This window comes from Bacillus sp. A015 (genome assembly GCF_053851875.1).
On record NZ_JBSPZB010000010.1, the window covers coordinates 21,936 to 43,956 of the forward strand.

The following is a 22,021-nucleotide window of genomic DNA, read 5'->3' on the forward strand; positions in this document are numbered from 1 at the left end:
TTTTTTAATCTTCCATAAAAATACGCTTTGCTTCGTAGTAGAGCACCTGCACAAATTTCTTCACATTGATGCGGGTGTGTGCTTCTCTTCCGTTTGACTCTTTTGTCAGTTCACTCATTTTCTTTCGTACAATGGTGAAATCGAAAAATTTAGATGCATAGTTTTCAAAGCTTGGATGGGAATAATCCGTTAATCCGAGCGATGCAATGTGTTTCAATGATTGGTTGATCGCTCGCCTTACCCTCTGTTCCGCTGCCTTCGCTTCTCTTGCGATGTCTGCTGATGTGTAAGGCTCATTTAATTTATCCTCCGTGATCCCGGTGAAAATGACCTTCAAAGAAGGAAAGGAATCGTGATGATCGGCATGTAACGCTAGATACTGATCTGTAAAGAGAATCATATCTAATAAATCTTTAGACCCCTTCTCGCCGACAATTCCAAGCTCCGCCAGTAAGAACTGACCTGCCTCTGCAAGACTTTTCCCCCGCTGCTTCGTTTTCGTCTGGCCCCGCTGCTGGAACTGCATCACCGATTTGAGCGAGTGCTGAATATTTTCAATCGAGTGCTCTAAATGAAGACGTTCAATCATGAGGTGGAGCACACTTAAGACTTCTACCCGATTGATCGGCTTTGTCACATAATACTCGACGCCAAGCGCATAGGCCTGTCCGATTAATTCCTTTGTTTCTACCTGTGACAGCATTAAGTATTTCCCATGAAACTCATCCTTGATTGCTCGAATCGTTTCAAGCCCGTCCCTTTCCGGCATCAGAAGATCAATACATAAGATATCAATGTGCAAATCATTTAAGTAGCTGGCAGTTAATTCTGCGCCATCCTCTGCTTCTCCAGCCACAATGCCAAGCTCTTCATCTTCAATGAGCTGAGCCAGTGAAGAACGAACGGCTTCATCATCATCGACAATAAAAAATCTCATCTCCCAATCCCCTCTTTTCTACTGACTTGATCAACTGGTATCGTTAATGTGAAAATCGTTTGTTTATTTGGGATACTCTTCATCTCAACCCTTCCGCCAAGCTTCTCCGCTGTATCCTTCACATAGGAAAGTCCGATACCGCTTGATGGATTCCCCGCCTGGTCGTATTTTAAAGTGAAGCCGGGTTTAAAAATCACATGATGATTTCTCTCTTTAATGCCAGGCCCATTGTCACTGATTTCAAAGATCACATCTTTCTCTTCCCGCGAAATGGATAGTGACACCTCTCCATCGACTGGAATAGCTTCAACGGCATTAGATACTATGTTATTTAACAAAGATAGAATGGTATACACATGATAGACGGGATGCTGCCCTTCTTCATCATAGTGAAAGACAATGTTTTTTTTAAGTGATTCTGCGTAATTTTCATGGATACGAATCACAAGCCCAGCAATATGGGCAGGGCTTTCATACTCCTGAAATTTCTCCTCATGAATCAGCTTTGATAAAGCAGAAAAAATCCGCTGATTATCCTTTTTGATTTCATGCACCTCTCCTGCAATTTGCAGGGCTGTTTTTCCAAGCTTTTTCAAATCCAATGATTCCGCATCCTTTGCGTGATGAAGGGATTGATACAATTGATAGGATGTAGCTGTAATGTGCTCAGCATGTGCAAGTGTCTTATGAAAGTATGTAGATTCCGTGTAAAGGTTCGAAAGCAGCATAAGCAGATGTTCCTTTTCTTTTTTCATCTGACGCTCTCTCGCCTGCTCTTCGTATAACCGAATCATTGTATAACAAGCCAATACGAAAAAGCTTCTAAAAATCGCCAAAACAAATAGTTGAAACAGCGTCCGCACCGTTAAAATTTCATCAATGGTGCCTCGAAGCGCAACCATCTCAACAACGCTCGCGCACAGTTCCATGATGATGCCTGTCGCCCCAATCAGCCAAGGCTTATCGCGGAAACGTCTGACCTGCAATAAATAAAAAAGCGTGCCATAGACGACATAATAAAGCAGGGAAGGCAACCTTAATGAAACCGCCTCTTCCAGCGGCAGGTGGCCTGTCACGGCTGTATCAAGCAGCACCCGAAACGCAAAAACAGATACCCCTGCAATGATTCCGCTTGCCCATGCCGGGAATCTTTTCATTTGAAGCAGAATAAAGAAAAAGACAACGGTCCCAAAGCTGACCCGAAAGCTGTCATCAAACGGATAAAATTTTAGCTCTCCGCCAATCGGTGTCAGTACAATGAGCATCACAATTAAATAAGGCTCTGTATTCAGCCATTTTTTCAGTAGATTCAAACGCAGTCACATCCCTAATAATTGACGATAGTATACTATGTGATCTTGAGAAAAACAAACAGTCCATGAAAAAGCGCACACCGGAACTTTGTCGGTGTGCGCTTATCATGATGCAGCTTAATCTTCTAAACGATCCTTTTCTAAAAGTGATGCGCCAGCAATACCTGGTTTTGTCATTTCAAAAGGGTTTAAGATGACATCAAGCTCTTCCTCTGATAAAACATCATTTTGCAGACAAAGCTCACGTACAGATACGCCTGTAAGAATCGCTTCTCTGGCAATTCGTGCAGCAGCTTCATAACCAATGTGCGGATTGACCGCCGTCATGACACCAGCACTCTTTTCTACATATTCTTTTAATCTAGATTCATCTGCTTTTAGGTCACGCAAGCAGTTGTCTACGAAGGACTCAAATACATTTTTCATGATGCTGAGAGATTGAAGCAAGTTGAACACAAGGACTGGTTCCATCACGTTCAGTTCAAGCTGACCAGCCTCTGATGCAAGACAGATCGTATGATCATTCCCGATGACTTGGAACGCCACTTGGTTCATGACCTCTGGCATCACTGGGTTGACTTTCCCTGGCATGATCGATGAACCTGGCTGTCTAGGCGGCAAATGAAGCTCACCAAAGCCTGCTCTTGGACCTGAAGCCATCAAACGAATATCGTTCGCCATTTTGGACATATTCATCATACATACTTTTAACGCAGCAGATACTTCTGTATAAGCATCCGTATTTTGCGTTGCATCGACTAAGTCATCAGCTCCAACTAATGGTAATCCACTGATATCAGATAGATAGCCGACTACTTGACGAATGTATTTAGGATCTGCATTCAGTCCAGTTCCGACTGCTGTTGCACCCATATTGACTTCATATAAATGCTGTCTAGACTGCTTGATGCGTTTAATATCACGAGCGAGAACCTTTGCATAGGCACTAAACTCTTGACCAAGTCGGATTGGAACAGCGTCCTGAAGATGCGTACGTCCCATTTTGATCACATGATCAAATTCCTGCGCTTTTTCAGTCATGACTTGATGCATGTTTTCCATCGTATAAAGTAACTTTTCAATCATATTCAATGTCGAAATATGAATCGCTGTTGGGAAAACGTCGTTTGTTGACTGCGACATGTTCACATGCGTATTTGGACTCAGCTCAGTATAAGCGCCTTTTTCCTTTCCTAGTAGTTCAAGCGCTCTGTTTGCAATGACTTCATTGGCATTCATATTCATTGAAGTGCCAGCCCCGCCTTGAATTGGATCGACAATAAATTGGTTGTTCCATTTTCCTTCGATGACCTCATCTGCGGCTTGAACAATTTTTTCTCCAAGACCAGCATAAAGTCGCTGTGTATCCATATTTGCAAGTGCGGCTGCCTTTTTGACAATCCCTAATGCTTTGATGAGTTCCTCATGAATACGGTAGCCTGTAATTGGAAAGTTCTCCACTGCACGTAATGTTTGAATTCCGTAATATGCTTGCGTGTCTACTTCCTTTTCACCTAGAAAGTCTCGTTCGATTCGAACTTGCTTATCCTGTAGCTTCGTCATTTGAAAAGATCTCCTTTTTTACGCTGCTTTTGTTTGTTGCTTTAATTCCTCAATATACTTTTTCGATTTCTCTTGATCAAATACTTTTTCCCACTTAGACATCACAATCGCTGCAAGTGAGTTACCAAATACGTTCACTGTTGTACGAACCATGTCAAGAATACGGTCGATCCCAACGATGAAGGCAAGTCCTTCAAGCGGAAGTCCCATTGCACCAAGTGTCGTGATGACAACAACGATAGATGCACCTGGTACACCAGCCATACCTTTTGATGTCAGCATTAAGATTAATAGTAACGTAATTTGCTCATAAATGGAAAGCGGCATGCCGTACATTTGGGCAACAAATATGGCGGCAATGGATTGATAGATCGCACTTCCATCCAGGTTAAAGGTGTACCCTGTTGGGATAACGAACGACGTGATCGCTTTCGGGCAGCCGAACTTCTCCATTTTGTCCATTAATCTAGGCAGTACAGCTTCTGAACTTGCTGTTGAGAATGCAAGAATAATTTCTTCTTTTAACACTCTAAATAGTGTAAAGACGCTTGTCCCAGCCAATTTTGCAATAATGCCAAGTACGACAATGACGAAGAATGCCATTGTGCCGTAAACGACAAGTACAAGTTTACCTAGTGGGAGGAGCGCCCCGACCCCGAATTTGATCACCGTCACACTGATGAGTGCGAATACACCAAATGGTGCAAACTTCATCACTTTATTGGTCACCCAGAACATGGCTTCGAGTATGCCCTCAAAGAACCCTAACACTGGTTTCCCTTTGTCTCCTACTGCGGCAATTCCTAATCCGAATAAAACTGTAAAGAAGATGGTTGGTAATAGATCACCTTCTGCGATTGATTGGAAAACGTTTGTTGGCACAAGATGCACAATGGTTTCAGAGAAACTAGCTTTTTCGGAAGAAGCCTTAGACGTCTCTTCATATTTCGAGATATCTCCCTTTTCCATGTTGCTCATATCAATTCCTGTACCAGGGTGGAAGAAGTTCGCTGCAAGCAGTCCAACTGCTAATGCAATCGTTGTGACAATCTCGAAGTAAAGGATCGTTTTTCCGCCGAGTCTTCCGATGGTTTTCATATCCCCTACACCTGCAACGGCTACAATCAATGCAGCAATAACAATTGGAAGAACGATCATTTTAATTAAATGAATGAATATATCGCCAATTGGCGTTAACACATTAATAACGGTTTCATTTTGATAAAACAGCGCTCCTACGATAACACCCAGAACAAGTGCAATGAGTATTTGAGAAGCTAACCCTAACTTTTTCATACGTGAACCCCCTTTTTTTGATAACGCTTTCTTTGTTGCTTAATCGCATCTTAACGATGAACCTACAAAAAACGACAAAAAGGAACAAAAACAAATGAATTTTTTATGAAAAATCTTTAAAAAGGTGGGTTTTTCCACAAAATTGTTAAAAAAAGACTTCGCTTTTGGCGAAGTTTTAATGATCTGTTCACTTGGCGTATCTTGATTTGCATAAAATTCATCATATATGGCATATCCAATGAGTACGAAAGCAACATAGATCAATGCACTCAATGTCCAAATCCATTTGACATTCAGCTTCATTCTGCCACTCCCTCTCTTACAGGTTTCAACCGCTGCAATCTGAGCGCATTCAGAACAACCGACACGGAGCTAAAGGCCATTGCCGCTCCTGCAAGCCATGGGGCAAGGAATCCGAATGCAGCTACCGGTATCCCAATACAGTTATAGGCAAGCGCCCAAAATAGATTTTGCTTAATATTTCTCATCGTTTTTTTACTAAACTCAAGCGCATCTGCAATGGCATGGAGGTCTCCTGTCATGAGCGTAATATCTGCCGCTTCCATAGCAACGTCTGTACCTGTTCCAACCGCCATCCCAATATTTGCTGTCGCAAGGGCTGGTGCATCATTGATGCCGTCTCCGACCATGGCGACTTTCTTTCCTTGTTCCTGAAGCGCTGCAATGTGAGCAGCCTTCTCCTCAGGCAGAACTTCAGCGATGACATGCTCAATGCCCGCCTGTCTTGCGATCGCCTCTGCTGTGCGCTTGTTATCCCCTGTCATCATGACAACGTGAATCCCTTGCTCTTTCAACCGGGCGATGGCTTGAGGGGAGGATGATTTGATTGTATCTGCCACCGCGACAATGCCGGAGATTTCGCCGTCAATGGCGACGAGCATAGCCGTTTTCCCTTGCTCCTCCAGCGCAGTCACGGATGCTTCGACTTGATCGTATTGGATATGATGTTTCTTTAATAGCTTCCGCGTTCCAATCAAAAGCTGGTGCCCGGCGGCCTTTGCTTCAATGCCATGGCCAGGATCTGCTTGAAAGTCTTCTACCTCGGCCGCTTCAAGACCTCGTTCCTTCATTCCGTCTGTGATCGCTCGGGCAAGTGGATGTTCCGACTGCTGTTCTGCCGATCCTACTAGCTGAAGCACCGTATCTTCTGTCCAATTTGCATACGCCATCACATCTGTAAGACTCGGCTCACCTTTTGTCACAGTCCCTGTTTTATCTAAAACCACCGTGTCCAGTGATTGGGTCACTTCTAAATGCTCTCCGCCTTTAAACAGAATGCCTGATTCAGCCGCACGGCCGCTGCCAGCCATAATAGAGGTTGGTGTAGCAAGACCGAGCGCACACGGACATGCAATGACTATGACCGCTATAAAGGTTTCAAGTGCTGAAGTCACATTCCCTGGATCAACAAAGAAAAACCATATAAGGAAGGTGAGCACAGCAATTCCGACAACAATAGGGACAAATACACCTGATATTTGATCAGCCATTCTTTGAATCGGTGCTTTTGAGCCTTGTGCTTGTTCTACCACTCGGATAATTTGTGAAAGGGCCGTCTCTTTCCCCACTTTTGTCGCTTTCACTTTGATAAACCCATTTTTATTGATGGTTGCCCCAATGACCGCATCTCCTGCGGTTTTATCAACAGGCAGACTTTCTCCTGTAATCATGGACTCGTCTATCGCTGTTGTTCCCTCCATGATCTCTCCATCTACCGGTACTTTTTCACCTGGTCTTACAAACACAAGATCATCCACTTTCACATCAGAAATAGGAACGGTCATCTCTTTCCCATCTCGCTCAATAACAGCTTCTTTTGCTTGTAAGCCCATTAGCTTTTGAATCGCTTCTGATGATCTCCCTTTTGCTCTTGCTTCCATTAATTTTCCGAGCACAATCAACGTAATGAGCACAGCACTTGTTTCATAATAGAGTGCTGCCTCATGTGTGCCTTGAACCGCTGACTGAATGCTTTCATATAAACTATAGAAAAACGCAGCTGATGTCCCAAGTGCCACAAGGACATCCATATTGGCACTTTTATTTCTTAAAGCCTTATACGCACCTACATAAAAGGGCCAGCCGACAATAAACTGAACGGGTGCTGCTAATGCAAGCTGAACCCATGGATTCATGAACGCTTCTGGCAGCCAAATAAAGGATGTGAAAGAAAAATGGCTGACCATTGCCCAAAGGAGGGGCAGTGACAAGATCACCGAGAATAAAAAGCGTGCCGTTTGCTTCTCTATCGCTGCTTGGCGATGATCTTTTTTCCCTTCCTCTGCTAGATCTCCAGCTGGTTCCATTAGTGAATACCCAATGGACTGAACGGCATCTTTTATGTCGCTTGTAGACGTTTGGTCCGGATGATATGTGACCTGAAGTGTCTCAAGCGCAAAGTTTACAGATCCGTGATCGACACCGTCCAATCGGTTGATTTTTTTCTCAATTCGGTTGGCACAAGCCGCACAGGTCATTCCCTCTATATCAAACTCTGCTTGCTCCATCGCCACATCGTAGCCAAGAGATTGGATTTTTTTCTTCAGATCATCTGGTGATAGTTGTTCCGTTTCATATACGATATGAGATGTTTCAAGTGCCAAATTCACATTGGCTTCATCCACACCTTCCAGCTTGTTCAAACCCTTTTCAATGCGTCCTGCACAGGCAGCACAGGTCATTCCCGTAATATGAAAATCAACTTCCTTTTTCATTCATCTCACCTCTTCACATACTCCATGGGGGTATCTTTTTTTGAAAGAAATACGCGCTGTCACATGCAGCACGTATATCATTTATACGACATCATATCCCTGTTCTTCAATCACATCAGAGATTCGGTGTAACGTGACTTGATCAGGATGAAAAGAAACCTCCACCTGTCCCTTGTCTAAATGGACTTTCACAGATTCAACACCTGTTAATTCTCCTACATTTCCTTCGACAGCTTTCACGCAATGTCCGCAAGACATGCCCTGCACTTGAAGTGTTGCTTGTTCCACTTCTCATCGCCTCCATCAATCATTTTCTACACTTTACTATACCCTAGTAGGGTATCATTGTAAACATAAATGATGCTTAATGTGCTACGATTTTGTCAGTTTCGTAAAGACGTTCATTAACTCTTCAATGGCTTCATCCCCGTTGCCGCTCTTAATAGCATCCGCTACGCAGTGATGTGTATGCTTTTCCATTAATTGAAGACTGACCTTTTTTAAAGCGGCATTGACAGCAGAAATTTGATTGACGACATCTATACAGTAACGATCATTTTCAATCATTTGCTGAATCCCTCGAACTTGTCCTTCCACTCGTTTCAAGCGATTGATTAATTGATTTTTTTCCTTCTCGGCTCTAGGCGAAGCAATATGTCTTTCTTCATGTTCTGTCATGTGATCACCTTTTTTCTATTATGACTTGTCTTTAACTAAATTAAAGCATATCTCCACCGGAAAAGGCAAAGATATGCTGAATGCCGGTCTAAGAGCTGGGTTTGTCCTAGTTTGTTAATTGTTCAATATCCTGTAAAAGGCTGACGGACTGCTGAAGCTGCTTGATCAGCCCTTGCTGGTCCTCTAAAATGGCTGCAGCATCGATATTGTCAGCTTTCAATTGCTGTAAATAGGTTTGAATTTCCTCCGACAGCACCTTATTTTTTTCCATGATTTGCGCATGCAGATCTTCCGCTATTTTTGGTGCTGTCAGTTCATTAAATTCTTGAATGTCTGCCTTCAATGATTCAAGCTGCTGCGTCAATTCTGCTTTTTTGGCGGCATTTTTTACAGCTTCTTCAGCGAGCTTTGGAAAGTCCTCCGTAAATTGCTGAATGTCAGTCACATACTTATTTGCCTCTGTGACATATGTCGTCGTATCGTTGACCTGATCAAGCAAGCCGGAACATCCACTTAACACAAGCGTGCCGGAAAAAAGGAAAGCCATCACATATTTTTTCAAGATCGATCATCCTTTCATCTGCTGTGGTGAACACACTCATTTGTCCTGCTCCCCTATCACACAGATGCAAAGGGACCTCAAAAAAGCCAGACCTTTGCCTCATGTGTCATAGGCAAAGGTCTGGCTAACATGTTCATGCCGGAATGGCCGAGAAACAACGTGTGTTTCTGTAATGACGACCAAACCGTAAAAGCTACTCCCCTTTAGGAAACCGTTCAAATGTTATGTTTATCATATCTAAAGTCAGAACAACAGTCAATGAGAAGCTGGCGGCAGATCTTGTTCTTGATACAGCATGTAGTCCGCACCAGTTGACGCATAAATCCGATTCCGTCCTTGGCGTTTTGACATATACAAGGCTTGATCCGCCTCAAATAGAAGGGTTTCTAATACATGAGGATCATAGGCTGTATGAGCAATTCCAAAGCTCGCTGTCACTCGTACCTTTTTCTCATTAGTCTGAAGGAAACTTGCTTCAAACGAATGTCTAATCTGTTCCGCGATATGACATGCCTCTTCAAATGAATGATGTGGCAGACAAATGGCAAACTCTTCTCCCCCATATCGGCCGAATAAATCATCCATTTTTAAATGCTGCTGACAAATGGAGACGACATGACGCAGTGCCTCGTCCCCGATATGATGTCCGTGCGTATCATTAATTTGTTTAAAGAAATCAATATCAAACAGCAAAATGGCGGTATCCTGCGCATCCTCTTCCAATAACATCTGCGTTCGTTCGATGAAAGAAGAACGGTTGAAGATATTCGTCAAACCATCAATATACGCACGGCGCTCCAGCTCTTCCTGCAGCAAACGCTGCTCTGTTACATCACTGATCACAATTTGCCTGCCCTCGATCTCGCCTCTTCTATTAAATAACGAAGAAGCAGTCAGTTGATAATAGAAGGGCTCTTCTTTTTCCCACATCAAATCATACTGCGCATGATCCTGCGGAGAACGCAGCCACTGAATAAACGCCGCCTCTTTGATTTCCCCTGAAAAAATATCGTCGATTTTATAGCCGATTCCCTTTTTAGAAAGAGCAGGAATGATAGTCGCAGCAGCCGGATTATAATCAATGAGTGTCCGGTATCGATCTAAAATGAGAACCCCTTCTGTCATATGCTCAAACACACGCTCCATCGCAATGGGAGAGAGCTGAAAGGACATAATCGCCCATAAGTATAGCGCATTGGTTAAAAACATCACCACAGGTACCGGATCAATGTGAAAAGGGGTTACGCCTAATAAATAGATAAAAGAGGTCGTGATTGGCAAAAACAGCCCAACGAGCAGGGTCAGGATCTGTTTTAAATATTCCTTTTTCGTTACCCGTAAAAACCAAAGCAGCATAAAAATAGCGAGCATTGAACAGCCAAATGTGTAGACCCCATGAATGATATACCAATAGCCAATCGTAAAATCAGCCAATAAAAATCCGTCTACTGTATGCATCGTGATGCTTCGATAAAAGAGTGAATGAAAAGAGTTGGTGAACACCATAATGGTTGTGAGAAATGGAATCAGTAAGATGAGAAGCACGCGGCGCTTTGTAAAATATTGATGGAAACCCGTAAATTGCAGCACAATCATGAGGCTGAACGGTGCGATAAACGGTAGACCTATGTATTGAAAACAAACCCAGAACATGATTTCTTCAGGAGTACGCGCCAATAATTCAAACGTATACCCAAAAATATAAATCGCAGTTGCCCCAGACATGTACATAAACAATTGACAGCCAATATACCGATGACGATTTGCATGAGCAATGATTGATAATATCACGGACAGAATGCCAGAAACACTCATGATCACAATAAAATGGAAAACAATCGAATCCATGTAAACGCCCCAATTTCAGTTATTTAGAACTAGTCTAATATTACTATATATGAGGATATCACAAATGGGAAGGTGGGATTTTGATTTGGTTGGCGGTTTTTGTCTACTTTCAGACGATTACTTGTCATGAAGATCCAATCTTTTTACTATTTTTGCTTAATTTTAAGGAAAGGCATGTTGTGATGGAGCAAATATCTATGTAAGCTTAGGATAAAAGATGAGGAGGTTCAAAAAGAATAAGTGATCTTTCAAATATTGATAAATATTCAATTCACGGAATTGATTTAATTACTATAAACAGTAAACAAATAATCAAATATTTTTCATTTTAGCCCTTTGTCTTCTTTTTCAGCGTAACATGGAATCCATTGCAGCCTAGTAAGGACCTTGACTAGAATTGTATTTTCAATTTTTTTGCACAAGAAAATCTTCAGAAATTAACACATCTAAAGCCACTGATTTTAGTTACTTTTTCCTTTCTTCTTCACGTTGTAATTACATATTTATTCCTAGATAATTATTATACAAAAAAGCTTATAGACTTTGTCTACAAGCTTAGATAACCATAATAGATTTCAAAACAGCATCAAGATTTCCTATCACTCAAAAAATAAATTTCTTATTGGATAAACAAATTTATATGATAAATAACCAATAAAAAAACCGAGTGTATTTAAAATTAAATCATCTACATCAAAACTTCTGTAAGTAAAACCGATTAAATTTGAGATTGTTAGCTGACTCATCTCTATAATAAGTGATGAAAGAAAACCAATTATGAATACACCTCTTATTTTCAAAGATAAATTATTAAAAATTAATTGGATAAATATTGCCAAAGGAAATAATAATAATAAATTACCTCCAATTTGGGTTAATATAGTGGTCAAAGAACTTTCACTAATTATGTTTATAATGGATCTTAACGGTATAAAATTATTTTCTTCCTCAAACCCCTCAGAAATTCGATCATTAATCAAATCCACATCTATAGGAATAGGAAATAATGTAACATATAAAAGTCCACTAATATAAGCAAAAAAACCAAAAATAAATATACTTTTTTCAATTGGGTAAAATTTTTGTTTCAATATAAATATTTTGTAAATTCGAAACAAAATAAATATAATATACATCAATAAACCAATGAAAATAGCTAAACCATTGGTAATCATTTAATCACCTTTCTTACTAATTTGTAATTCTTCCACGCCCACCAGTATAAACACTACTTTGGGCTTTTTTAAAAATCATATAAAAATTTCCAGACGTCTTATTAGAGTAAACATTTGTAGTGGTTCCTTCTTTTGTAAAACTTTTCACACCCACATATTTACTTGAAAACCATCCAGTATTACGATACAATTCAATTTTAAAACTGCCTTTTTGTCCATAAGTATCACTAGTCGTTGAAATTTTAATGTTCTTTCCTTTTAAACTCCAATTTCTAGACGTAAGTTGATGTTTAAACTCAAAGGTAAATTTCGATGGATCTTCTTTTGCTTGAACAGCTATAGGGGTCAATAAACTTAAACATAGGACAACAGCCATTAAAACCTTTTTAATTTTCACTTCTTACCACTCCTTCAATATAATTACATTAATTATAGCAAAGATTTATGTTACATAACTTTAAAGTTAGTTTAATTTTAAAGTTATGTGTGCTTTTGAATATTGATTTATTTGTAAAACTTCTCATAACTAATTTAGAAGTGTCCTCTTTAAGAGTCTACGAGCTAGAACTGTTCCTATAAATAGAAATCTTAATTGAAACGATGACCAATAAATACGCTCGTGATTCCCAAAAAATCCATTCTACCTTATCTGCCGTATTCAACTTTTCAGCGAAGTATCATGGTACTGAGAATAATCCGGCGAAAGTAGTTGGTAATTTTGAAGTGACTGTTAATAAAAGGTTGAATTACTGGGAATTTGAAGAGTTTAAAACATTTATAAGTGTGGTGGAGGATCCATTGCACAAAGCATTCTTTTCCACGCTTTATTTTAGTGGAGCGAGAAAAGGAGAGTTGCTTGCCTTAACGTGGGCTGATGTCAATTTTGAAGAAAATTATATAGACATTAATAAGACGGAGTATACTAGAGAAATTACCCCTTCAAAAACAGCCGCATCTATTAAAGGGCATAAAAAATGACGCTGAAAAAATAGCGCCAGTTAAAAATGATTATAGAGTTTTTGGAACGTTTTACGATAGTATAGCTACCAGCACTATCGACAGACGTTATGCAAAATATTTAAAAGAATCGAATGTCAGAAAAATTGTAATTCACGAATTCAGACATTCTCATGCCTCATATTTAATAAATAAAAATTGCAATCCTTTGGTGCTAGCCAATCGTTTAGGGCACTCAGATGTTGCAACACTTATAGCCACCTATACCCCCTTCCAAACAAAAGGAAGTTATAGCTTTCATGGAAGAAGAAATTTCTAAAATGATGCCAAACCAGTATCAAGGGCTTTCAAACCCTTGATACGACTGCATTCTAAAAGTTTTGATGGAGACGGTGGGAGTCGAACCCACGTCCAGAGACATCGATTACTTAAGCGTCTACGAGCGTAGTCAACATATTTACGTGTTCACTCATCCGCATGCCTGCTGACGGGCGCTTGGAGAGCTAGTCTGATGGATCTCTTCTTACGTCCTCAGACGGAAACGTAAGCGTAGCCTACTTCATTGGGCTCCTCACAGACACATAGGCAATGTCAGGAAGAGCTCGCTGCGCTTATTAGGCAGCTAGTGCTAAGTTTTGGTTAAAACTTTTAGTTTTGCCAGTTACATTTAGTGCGTGTTAACGAGATCGCCTCTCGGCTCGCAGCTCAAGCTCGAACCGCCCCTGTCGAATCCGTAACGTCCCCTTGTAAAAGGGATATACGGGATGGAAACGTTCAGCTTAACTGCTTCCGTATATAACTATTATAACAGCCTCATCGCTTGAAACAACTGGTGGTTTCTGTAAAAACCTACGATGATTGTTTACTGCATATCATATTGTAGCATAATGCTTCCGCTCTCAGCAAGCAATCTGCGCCCGGACTAGAATTGCTTTTGGCGATCGCGGAAGGCACGTTCAATTTCACGTTTTGCATCTTTTTTCTTCAGATCCTCACGTTTATCGTATTTCTTTTTCCCTTTACCGATTCCGATCAGCACTTTGGCAAAGCCATTTTTCAAATATAGTTTAATGGGGACAAGTGAGTAGCCCTCTTCCTTTGTTGCACCAATCAATTTGCTAATTTGCTTGCGATGAAGCAGCAGCTTTCTCGTTCTTAGCGGATCATGGTTATAGCGGTTCCCCTGCTCGTATGGGCTTACGTGCATGTTGTGAAGAAACACTTCTCCTCGTTCAATTTTGGCAAAGGAATCTTTTAAATTCACTTTTCCTGCACGAATCGATTTGATTTCTGTTCCTTGTAACACAAGGCCGGCTTCATACGTTTCTTCTATAAAATAGTCATGATTTGCTTTTTTGTTTTGGGAAACAACCTTTCCCTCTCCCTTTGGCATTGGCGTACACCCTCCTTTTGACACAAACACGGTCCAAATCGTACGGATTATTTTATCAAACAATCCAGCTTTCGACAATGCTGACGCCATGTGGTCAAAAAGCAAATAGAGCGTGATGCCCTATTTGCTTTTTTGGCACGTTACTTTTTCTTTTTCCGCTTTTGTTTCGGTGCGTTATCAAATACGCGTTTTTTCTTTTTCTTCTTTTTTCGACCTGTGAACCAGTCGCCGCCTTTATCGTCTTTTGCCTTATCCCCAGACGCCTTCTGACCAACGCTCCCTTTTTTTGCTGGTGAATCTGTCCGTTTTTTGAACTTGAAATCTTTAGGTGATTTACGACGAGTGCCTTTCATCCCGACGATTTCAAAATCAATGGAATGCTCATCTTTATTGACATTCACCACTTTGACAGTGATTTCGTCACCGATGCGATATACATTTCCTGTCCGCTCACCGATCATAGCAAAATGCTGTTCATCAAAGCGATAGTAGTCGTCTGTCATGTAGCTGACATGGACGAGACCTTCTATCGTATTCGGCAGTTCAACGAATAGTCCGAAATTCGTCACGGAACTAATCATGCCATCAAATTCTTCACCGATTTTATCAAGCATGAACTCTGCCTTTTTCAGGTCATCTGTTTCACGCTCTGCATCGACGGACCGGCGTTCCATTGTAGACGCATGGTCTGCTATTTCTGGCAGCAGCTGTCCCCACTTTTCAAGGGTCGTTTCGTCTGTCTTTTTCTGAATCAAATAGGTTCTGATCAGTCTATGAACAATTAAATCAGGATATCGGCGGATCGGTGATGTGAAGTGCGTATAGAATTCCGTTGATAACCCAAAGTGCCCGATGCTTTCTGGATCATACTTCGCCTGTTTCATAGAGCGAAGCATGACGGTTTGAATGACTACTTCTTCTGGCTGATCTCGGACGGCATCCAGTACACTTTGAAGTGCACGCGGGTGAATGTTCGTCGACGTTCCTTTGACAATGTACCCAAATGTTGTCACGAATTCTAAAAAGCGCTGAAGCTTCTCAGGATTTGGTTCTTCGTGAATTCGGTAAATGAACGGTACATTCATCCAGTGGAAGTGCTCTGCAACCGTCTCATTTGCGACAAGCATGAATTCTTCAATTAATTTCTCCGCGACTGAACGCTCTCGAATGATAACATCCTTTGCCGCTCCTTCATCATCAACAAGCACTTTCGCTTCCTTGAAGTCAAAGTCTACAGCTCCACGCTCCATCCGCTTGTCACGAAGGATTTCTGCAAGCTTCTCCATCTCTTGGAACATAGGAACAAGCGGCTCGTATTTCTCTAGAAGCTCTTCGTCTTGGTCCACTAAAATCTTATTCACATCTGAATACGTCATTCTCTCCGTTGTTTTGATCACACTTTGGAAAATCTCGTGTTTGACGACTTTCCCATTGCGATCAATGACCATTTCACAAGACAGTGTGAGACGATCGACCTTCGGATTTAATGAACAAATGCCGTTTGATAGACGATGCGGAATCATCGGAATGACGCGGTCTACAAGATACACACTCGTCCCGCGCTCATATGCTTCCTGATCAATCGGAGAATTTTCAGTAACATAATGAGAGACATCTGCAATATGCACCCCTAGCTTATATTTACCATCATCCAGCTTTTGCACAGTGACCGCGTCATCTAAGTCCTTCGCATCTGCACCGTCAATTGTCACAATCGTTTCGTTGCGCAGATCACGTCTGCCTTCCAGGTCTTTTTCATCGATTGTTTCAGGTGTGTCTGCCGCCTGCTGCAGCGCCTCTTCTGGGAACTCACCTGGCAGGCCATGTTTATGAATGATCGACAAAATATCAATGCCTGGGTCATTTTTATGACCTAAAATTTCAGTCACTTCGCCCTCTGCACTCATTCTTCCTTCCGGATAGCTTGTCAGCGTCACAACGACTTTATGACCTTCTACCGCTCCGTTTTTGGCGGATTTCGGGATAAAGATATCGTGTGTGATCTTTTTATCATCAGGAATGACAAAACCAAAGCTTTTTGTTTCTGTATAGGTACCGACAACCGACTGAATATTACGCTCCAGAATTCGGATGACTGTCCCTTCTTTTTTGGTTCCATTGGATTTATGGCTGACACGAACCATGACCGTATCGCCATTCATCGCTGTTCCAAGTTCTGTTGGCGGAATGAAAATATCATCCTGTCCAAACTCTTCAGGTGTCACAAAGGCAAATCCTTTCGCATGAGCGGACAGCTTCCCTTTCACCAAATTCATTTTTTCCGGTACACCGTAGCGATCACTGCGGGTACGGACGATAAGTCCCTGATCCTCTAATATCACAAGTGCTTTGATGAGCTCTTTATAATCATCAGCATTTGTAATTTCCATCATGACTTCTAATTCTTGTACTGTTAACGGTTTGTACGCCTCTTCTTGCATAAAAGCGAGTAATTCATTCATAAATTCTTCTTTTTGCACACTCTAACCCCCTGTATATTTAAATTGACCAATCAAGTGATTCTAAGAATGCATACACATCCTGATGAACCTTCTCCCGCTCTTTATCAAGCGTGATGACATGGCCCGATTCTTCATACCATTTCAAATGTTTTTGATCTGTCTCTACTTCGTTATAAATGATATTTGCACTGTCTGTATTAATCATATGATCATGACGTGCCTGAACAACAAAAGTAGGTGAATAAATCATGTCAACATTGTTTCTTACATCTGCAATCAGCTCTTGCAGGCCCTTGAGTGTACCCATTGGTGTTTTCTTGAACTCTTCCATTTCCTGTTCAATTTGGTCCTCTGACTTACCCTCGAATTTTTTATAGTTACGGGCATAATCTAGTACACCCTGGTACATGACTTCTTCACTTTTTATGTACATAGGTGCACACATAGGTACAATTCCCTTTACAGGTACAGTGTAACCTAATTTCAATGAAAAAACTCCTCCGAGGGACAGTCCGCAAACAGCAATCTCCTCATAGCCCTCATCTTTTAAAAATTGATAGCCTTCTTCTACATCTTTCCACCAATCTATCGGGCCTGTATGAACAAGCTCTTCTGGCGGCACGCCGTGTCCTTTGTATTGAGGTGCATGGCATGTATAACCTCTTTCATTCAGGTAACGGCCAAGCATTCGAACATCTGCTGTATTCCCAGTAAAACCGTGAAGAAGAAGCACCGCCTTTTCTCCACCTTTAAACGTAAATGGTTTTGGTGTAACAACTTTCATGATGTGACTTCCTTTCCTTCTGTTATGGTTTATATTTTCACTTGTATGTATGAAACAAACACAAAAGAGTGCTGATAATAAAAAAAGGTCTGAAAAAAGATCAGACCTTCTGTTACTCGCGCCTTACACGCCTAAATATGCCAATGCAAGTGTTAATATGAAGAAAAGCACTGACAAAATGACCGTTAATCGGTGAAGAATCAAGTCAAGGCCTCTCGCTTTTTGCTTACCGAAAAGCTGCTCGGCTCCACCTGAAATAGCGCCTGACAGTCCAGCACTTTTACTTGATTGTAATAATACAACGATGATAAGTGCGATACTGACAATTACGAGTAATGTGATAACAAATGCGTGCATGAAAACACCTCCAGACAAACTGGTACACATAACTTTATTTTACATGAAAACAATGTGCATGTCACGAAACATCAAAATAAAGATTTCCTATATATTGTCGACTTTATTTGTTATTTTGATTCAATTTCGTTCAAAAGGGTTGCGTGCAGCATTTTTTATATTCGATTTTGAGTTAAAAAAACATTTTAACGAGTTGCTTCTTCTTTTAATAGCTGTTTTAATTCTACTAACAAACGTTCAGCTCCTTCAGGACTTAGCATCACTTTGCCATTTCCATAGCTTTTGTTGTATTTCGTTACTTGTCCAGTTAACAGGCAGCTCTTATCTGCATCATATTTTTTCAGCATGATGGTTTGATCTTCTATAAAAATTTCTAAAAGCTGCTCTTCTTTGATATTGAGTACCTTTCGCATTTCTGAAGGCAGCACAATTCTGCCAAGAGAATCAATGTGTCTGACCATCCCAGTTCTTTTCAATGACATTGCCTCCTTAAAGATGATATGATTATTCCAATCATTGACTTTTGTCAACATCTTCATAGTAAAATAGATCTTCAAATTTTTTATCAAAGTAATGAATCATTTTGCCAATGACAAGCTGTCCTGGTTTCCGGTGACCATTTAATACCCTGCTGAGTGTGGCAGGAGAGATGCCAATTTCATCTGCGAGCTGATTTAAAGACATATCGTTTTCGATCATATACTGCATCACAAAAGCTCGCCTGATCTGAATCTTTTCGACCATCATTACAACCTCCTATAGGATCAATATGTACAGAACGTAGGGCTCTCACAACAAACAGATCCATTAACTTATGTCAACACTTTTACACCTCTGCTATTTCCTTTGGTCAATGATCATACTAAAATAAGTCATATACTGAAATGTGAGGTTCGATGTCATGAATCACTTTGGTGAACAATTACGCATTTTAAGAGAAAATAGAAAAATGTCTGTCAATCAACTCGCCATGTATTCGGGTGTAAGCGCTGCTGGTATTTCTCGTATTGAAAATGGAAAGCGTGGTGTGCCCAAGCCTTTAACCATAAAAAAATTAGCACACGCCTTGAAGGTGCCTTATGAGGATTTAATGCTGCTTGCCGGTCATATAGAACAGGAAAAGGTTCATGAAATGAAACCTAAATATGAGTCCATGTTGAAAATCTATCAAACGGCGCTTCAAAAGGATGTAGAACATCTCCCCATTTTTGATGGAGACCAATGGGAAACGCTCACTGCACAAGACATCAGCCAGCTGAATGAATACTTTCTCACGCTCATCAACCAAAAAAAGGCGAACAAATAGCGGGCATAAACTTAAGATACATCTACCATTAACTAATGTCAATATTTTCATGGTACACTTATTGCCAATAGTCAACAAATCAGGTAAAATAGAATTACCTAATCTTTAACCATGTGAGGTTTTGAGTTGATGAACTTTGGTGCATATTTAAGAGCATTGCGTGAGGAAAAGAAGCTATCAGTGAACCAATTAGCCATGTATTCAGAGGTCAGCGCTGCCGGTATTTCTCGTATTGAAAACGGGAAACGCGGCATTCCGAAACCTCCTACGATGAAGAAACTAGCAGGTGCATTAAAGGTACCTTATGAGGAAATGATGCAGGCAGCTGGTTATATTGAAGAAGCATCTCCTGTCCCTCTGATAAAGGAAGAGGAAATGGCTTTATCCAAAATAAAAGAAGCCGCAGAGCAATATGAACTTGGTGATCTCGAAATATTTGATGGAAACATATGGTCTACCCTTTCTAAAAAAGAAATAGAGGATCTAAACCGCTATCTGTTGTTTATGTTAAACAGCCGCACGTCATCATAAAATGTTTTGATCATTGACAAGCTTTTTGCGCTGATTGATGACAGAATTACGGTATAATGGGTTCAGATTGGAGTGAAGAAAGATGAATCAATCTGACATGTGCCCGCGGTTTGAAAAAGCAGTTGAGTTATTAAGTAAACGCTGGGTTGCACTGATTGTTTTTCAGCTTCTCTCAGGTCAGCAGCGCTTTAGTGAAATTGAGGCGGCTCTGACAAATTTAAGCGGAAGAGTATTATCTGAGAGATTAAAAGAGCTGGAAGCAGCAGGCATTGTAAAACGGGAGGTTTTTGCTGAAACACCCGTACGCATTGAGTATTCTTTAACTGATATGGGGCGTTCACTTGCACCCGTTTTTGAGGAAATTTCGAAGTGGTCCACTGAATGGATCACACTTGAATCATAAAATCTCTCCATGTGAGCCGCCTGATGATCATAAAACAACCTCCCTTACAGATGTAAGGGAGGTTTTGTCTATTCAACCGCTTAAGCAGATGTGATGTTTTTTTCAGCTAACGCTTTTCTCTCTTTTTTCTTGTTTGTTGGGCTTAAATAGCGTTCAAGCCAGCCCATGACAAGGTCGGCAATGATGGCCATGAGCGCAGTTGGAATAGCGCCTGCTAAAATGATGGCTGTTCCGTTTGTCGCATTTGATCCTCTGATGATGATATCACCAAGTCCTCCCGCACCAACGAATGTCCCAATCGCTGTAATGCCGATTGCGATGACCAGTGCGGTTCTTAAACCAGCCATAATCACCGATAAAGCAAGCGGTAATTCAACCATTCTCAGCACTTGCCATTTCGTCATGCCCATTGCTTTACCCGATTCTAAATAGGCGTGTTCAATGCTGACAATCCCAGTGTATGTGTTTCGGATGATAGGCAGAAGCGAATATAGAAAGAGTGATAGGATCACTGTATTTGCGCCAAGTCCTAATACAAGCATCAACACTGAAAGCATCGCTAACGCTGGTATGGTTTGAATGACATTTGTAATGGCGAACACCCAATTGCTCAGCTTGCGATAATGTGCCACAAAGATGCCTACTGGAATTCCGACCATTGCCGCAAACAACACCCCATACGCTGACATGAGAAAATGCCGATAAAATTCTTCTAACACATATGAACCGTTCTGCTGATAATACGTCCATAATTGCTGCAGTGTGTCCATCAGCCCTGACACCTCCCAATCTTACTCAAAGTAATTGTGTTTTTTCAGGAAATTCTTCGCAACGGTCGCTGGTTCTTGAAGCTCACCGTCGACTTGATAGTTAAGCTCTTGCATTTGTTCTGTACCGATTTTTCCAATCATCCTGTTGATCACCTTGTCCAGGCCTGGATTTTCTTTTAATACCTTCTCTGGGACAACTGGCGATGCATCATATGGCGGAAAGTATCGTTTATCATCTTTTAAGATTTTGAGATTATAGGCTTTGATCCGGCCATCTGTTGAATAGGCAAGCACAATATCCATTTTTTCATTTTTCAATGCATCATAGACTAAACCAATCTGCATCGGAAAGGTGCTTCCAAATTCGATCCCGTATGTTTTCACAAACCCTTCATAACCGTCGCCTTTCTTTTTGAGCCAAATATTATCGACACCGAAACGGTAATTCTTCGCATTCTTTTTCAAATCAGAGACCGTTTCTACATTGTTTTCCTTTGCCATCTTTTGCGTCACAGCAAAGGCATACGTATTATCAAATCCATAGGAATCAAACCATTTGTAATCGTAGCGTTTTTTAAATTCTTTTTGAACCATTTCCATCGCACGCTTCGGATCTTTTTCCGCGTCCATTCCGAGCGTACTTGTCAAATCCGTGCCTGTATATCTTGTCGCAGAAATATCAACATCTCCGTTTTCCATCGCTTTCTGCTGCACGGTGTTGGAGCCTAGATTTTTCACAATGGTCGTTTTTTTATCTGTGTAATGTTCAATGATATCCCCAACCATATAGGCCATAATTTCTGATTCGGTAAAGTTTTGTGCGCCAATTCGCAGTGTATTGCCTGAGGAGCCGGCTAGTCCAGGAAGTGAACAGCCACTAATCAATAGCAAGCATCCGGCAAGCAGTGCACTGATCCATTTTGTTTTTCGATTCTTCACATGTGCCAACTC

The 22,021-nt window shown here is 41.0% G+C and carries 22 protein-coding genes, 1 other RNA gene and 1 pseudogene; 4 read left to right on the forward strand and 20 right to left on the reverse strand.

Annotation, left to right across the window (positions count from 1 at the left end):
* Positions 1 to 4 precede the first annotated feature (4 nt).
* The 11 genes from ACSLGF_RS10365 to ACSLGF_RS10415 all read right to left on the reverse strand — a co-directional run bounded on the left by ACSLGF_RS10365 (position 5) and on the right by ACSLGF_RS10415 (position 12,504).
* Positions 5 to 937, reverse strand: coding sequence for a response regulator (locus ACSLGF_RS10365; protein WP_456005056.1), 933 nt, complete (start codon positions 935 to 937; stop codon positions 5 to 7).
* The gene (locus ACSLGF_RS10370; protein WP_456005058.1) at positions 934 to 2,250 is read right to left on the reverse strand and encodes a sensor histidine kinase; all 1,317 of its coding nucleotides are present in this window, start codon (positions 2,248 to 2,250) and stop codon (positions 934 to 936) included. Before ACSLGF_RS10370 ends, ACSLGF_RS10365 begins: the two co-directional genes overlap by 4 nt.
* 117 nt (positions 2,251 to 2,367) lie before the next feature.
* Complete coding sequence (gene aspA, locus ACSLGF_RS10375; RefSeq protein ID WP_456005061.1) at positions 2,368 to 3,813, reverse strand: aspartate ammonia-lyase; 1,446 nt, start codon at positions 3,811 to 3,813, stop codon at positions 2,368 to 2,370.
* A gap of 18 nt (positions 3,814 to 3,831) precedes the next feature.
* Positions 3,832 to 5,109 (reverse strand): cation:dicarboxylate symporter family transporter, encoded by a 1,278-nt coding sequence (locus tag ACSLGF_RS10380; protein ID WP_099728521.1) that lies wholly within the window; start codon positions 5,107 to 5,109, stop codon positions 3,832 to 3,834.
* Positions 5,110 to 5,408: 299 nt separating this feature from the next.
* The gene (locus ACSLGF_RS10385) at positions 5,409 to 7,844 is read right to left on the reverse strand and encodes a heavy metal translocating P-type ATPase (RefSeq protein ID WP_456005064.1); all 2,436 of its coding nucleotides are present in this window, start codon (positions 7,842 to 7,844) and stop codon (positions 5,409 to 5,411) included.
* An 81-nt stretch (positions 7,845 to 7,925) separates the two neighbouring features.
* Positions 7,926 to 8,132, reverse strand: coding sequence for a copper chaperone CopZ (copZ, locus tag ACSLGF_RS10390; protein ID WP_048237448.1), 207 nt, complete (start codon positions 8,130 to 8,132; stop codon positions 7,926 to 7,928).
* Between the two features lie 84 nt (positions 8,133 to 8,216).
* A complete protein-coding gene (locus ACSLGF_RS10395) occupies positions 8,217 to 8,522 on the reverse strand; it encodes a metal-sensing transcriptional repressor (RefSeq protein ID WP_456005066.1) in 306 nt (101 codons plus the stop codon).
* 106 nt (positions 8,523 to 8,628) lie between these two features.
* The gene (locus tag ACSLGF_RS10400) at positions 8,629 to 9,084 is read right to left on the reverse strand and encodes a DUF6376 family protein (RefSeq protein WP_456005069.1); all 456 of its coding nucleotides are present in this window, start codon (positions 9,082 to 9,084) and stop codon (positions 8,629 to 8,631) included.
* Between the two features lie 255 nt (positions 9,085 to 9,339).
* Complete coding sequence (locus ACSLGF_RS10405; protein ID WP_456005072.1) at positions 9,340 to 10,932, reverse strand: histidine kinase N-terminal 7TM domain-containing protein; 1,593 nt, start codon at positions 10,930 to 10,932, stop codon at positions 9,340 to 9,342.
* Between the two features lie 599 nt (positions 10,933 to 11,531).
* Positions 11,532 to 12,107 (reverse strand): VanZ family protein, encoded by a 576-nt coding sequence (locus tag ACSLGF_RS10410; protein WP_456005074.1) that lies wholly within the window; start codon positions 12,105 to 12,107, stop codon positions 11,532 to 11,534.
* A 16-nt stretch (positions 12,108 to 12,123) separates the two neighbouring features.
* Positions 12,124 to 12,504, reverse strand: coding sequence for a hypothetical protein (locus ACSLGF_RS10415; protein WP_456005077.1), 381 nt, complete (start codon positions 12,502 to 12,504; stop codon positions 12,124 to 12,126).
* Positions 12,505 to 12,713: 209 nt separating this feature from the next.
* Here ACSLGF_RS10415 and ACSLGF_RS10420 point away from each other — a divergent pair.
* Positions 12,714 to 13,423 (forward strand): annotated as a pseudogene (locus ACSLGF_RS10420) (site-specific integrase); the annotation flags it as partial.
* Positions 13,424 to 13,445: 22 nt separating this feature from the next.
* Here ACSLGF_RS10420 and ssrA read toward each other — a convergent pair.
* The 7 genes from ssrA to ACSLGF_RS10455 all read right to left on the reverse strand — a co-directional run bounded on the left by ssrA (position 13,446) and on the right by ACSLGF_RS10455 (position 18,807).
* Positions 13,446 to 13,808: a transfer-messenger RNA gene (ssrA, locus tag ACSLGF_RS10425) on the reverse strand.
* Between the two features lie 178 nt (positions 13,809 to 13,986).
* Positions 13,987 to 14,457 carry an SsrA-binding protein SmpB gene (smpB, locus tag ACSLGF_RS10430; RefSeq protein ID WP_041507778.1) on the reverse strand — a complete coding sequence of 157 codons (471 nt, stop codon included), beginning with the start codon at positions 14,455 to 14,457 and terminating at the stop codon, positions 13,987 to 13,989.
* 140 nt (positions 14,458 to 14,597) lie between these two features.
* On the reverse strand, positions 14,598 to 16,937 hold the full coding sequence (gene rnr / locus ACSLGF_RS10435) for a ribonuclease R (protein WP_456005080.1): 2,340 nt from the start codon (positions 16,935 to 16,937) through the stop codon (positions 14,598 to 14,600).
* Between the two features lie 19 nt (positions 16,938 to 16,956).
* Complete coding sequence (locus ACSLGF_RS10440) at positions 16,957 to 17,703, reverse strand: alpha/beta hydrolase (RefSeq protein WP_456005083.1); 747 nt, start codon at positions 17,701 to 17,703, stop codon at positions 16,957 to 16,959.
* 123 nt (positions 17,704 to 17,826) lie between these two features.
* Entirely contained in the window at positions 17,827 to 18,060 is a 234-nt protein-coding gene (secG, locus tag ACSLGF_RS10445) for a preprotein translocase subunit SecG (RefSeq protein WP_003212746.1), read from the reverse strand.
* A 185-nt stretch (positions 18,061 to 18,245) separates the two neighbouring features.
* Positions 18,246 to 18,536 (reverse strand): AbrB/MazE/SpoVT family DNA-binding domain-containing protein, encoded by a 291-nt coding sequence (locus tag ACSLGF_RS10450; protein WP_003213714.1) that lies wholly within the window; start codon positions 18,534 to 18,536, stop codon positions 18,246 to 18,248.
* 37 nt (positions 18,537 to 18,573) lie between these two features.
* Entirely contained in the window at positions 18,574 to 18,807 is a 234-nt protein-coding gene (locus ACSLGF_RS10455) for a helix-turn-helix domain-containing protein (RefSeq protein ID WP_008347669.1), read from the reverse strand.
* A 154-nt stretch (positions 18,808 to 18,961) separates the two neighbouring features.
* Here ACSLGF_RS10455 and ACSLGF_RS10460 point away from each other — a divergent pair, with 154 nt between their 5' ends.
* The 3 genes from ACSLGF_RS10460 to ACSLGF_RS10470 all read left to right on the forward strand — a co-directional run bounded on the left by ACSLGF_RS10460 (position 18,962) and on the right by ACSLGF_RS10470 (position 20,300).
* On the forward strand, positions 18,962 to 19,366 hold the full coding sequence (locus ACSLGF_RS10460; protein ID WP_105926889.1) for a helix-turn-helix domain-containing protein: 405 nt from the start codon (positions 18,962 to 18,964) through the stop codon (positions 19,364 to 19,366).
* A gap of 129 nt (positions 19,367 to 19,495) precedes the next feature.
* Positions 19,496 to 19,897 carry a helix-turn-helix domain-containing protein gene (locus tag ACSLGF_RS10465; RefSeq protein ID WP_456005087.1) on the forward strand — a complete coding sequence of 134 codons (402 nt, stop codon included), beginning with the start codon at positions 19,496 to 19,498 and terminating at the stop codon, positions 19,895 to 19,897.
* A gap of 82 nt (positions 19,898 to 19,979) precedes the next feature.
* Positions 19,980 to 20,300, forward strand: coding sequence for a winged helix-turn-helix transcriptional regulator (locus ACSLGF_RS10470; RefSeq protein WP_034316754.1), 321 nt, complete (start codon positions 19,980 to 19,982; stop codon positions 20,298 to 20,300).
* 80 nt (positions 20,301 to 20,380) lie between these two features.
* Here the strand turns inward: ACSLGF_RS10470 and ACSLGF_RS10475 are convergent, their stop codons facing one another.
* Both ACSLGF_RS10475 and ACSLGF_RS10480 read right to left on the reverse strand, forming a co-directional pair.
* Positions 20,381 to 21,070 (reverse strand): ABC transporter permease, encoded by a 690-nt coding sequence (locus ACSLGF_RS10475; protein WP_456005089.1) that lies wholly within the window; start codon positions 21,068 to 21,070, stop codon positions 20,381 to 20,383.
* A gap of 21 nt (positions 21,071 to 21,091) precedes the next feature.
* Complete coding sequence (locus tag ACSLGF_RS10480; RefSeq protein ID WP_456005091.1) at positions 21,092 to 22,009, reverse strand: osmoprotectant ABC transporter substrate-binding protein; 918 nt, start codon at positions 22,007 to 22,009, stop codon at positions 21,092 to 21,094.
* Positions 22,010 to 22,021 lie beyond the last annotated feature (12 nt).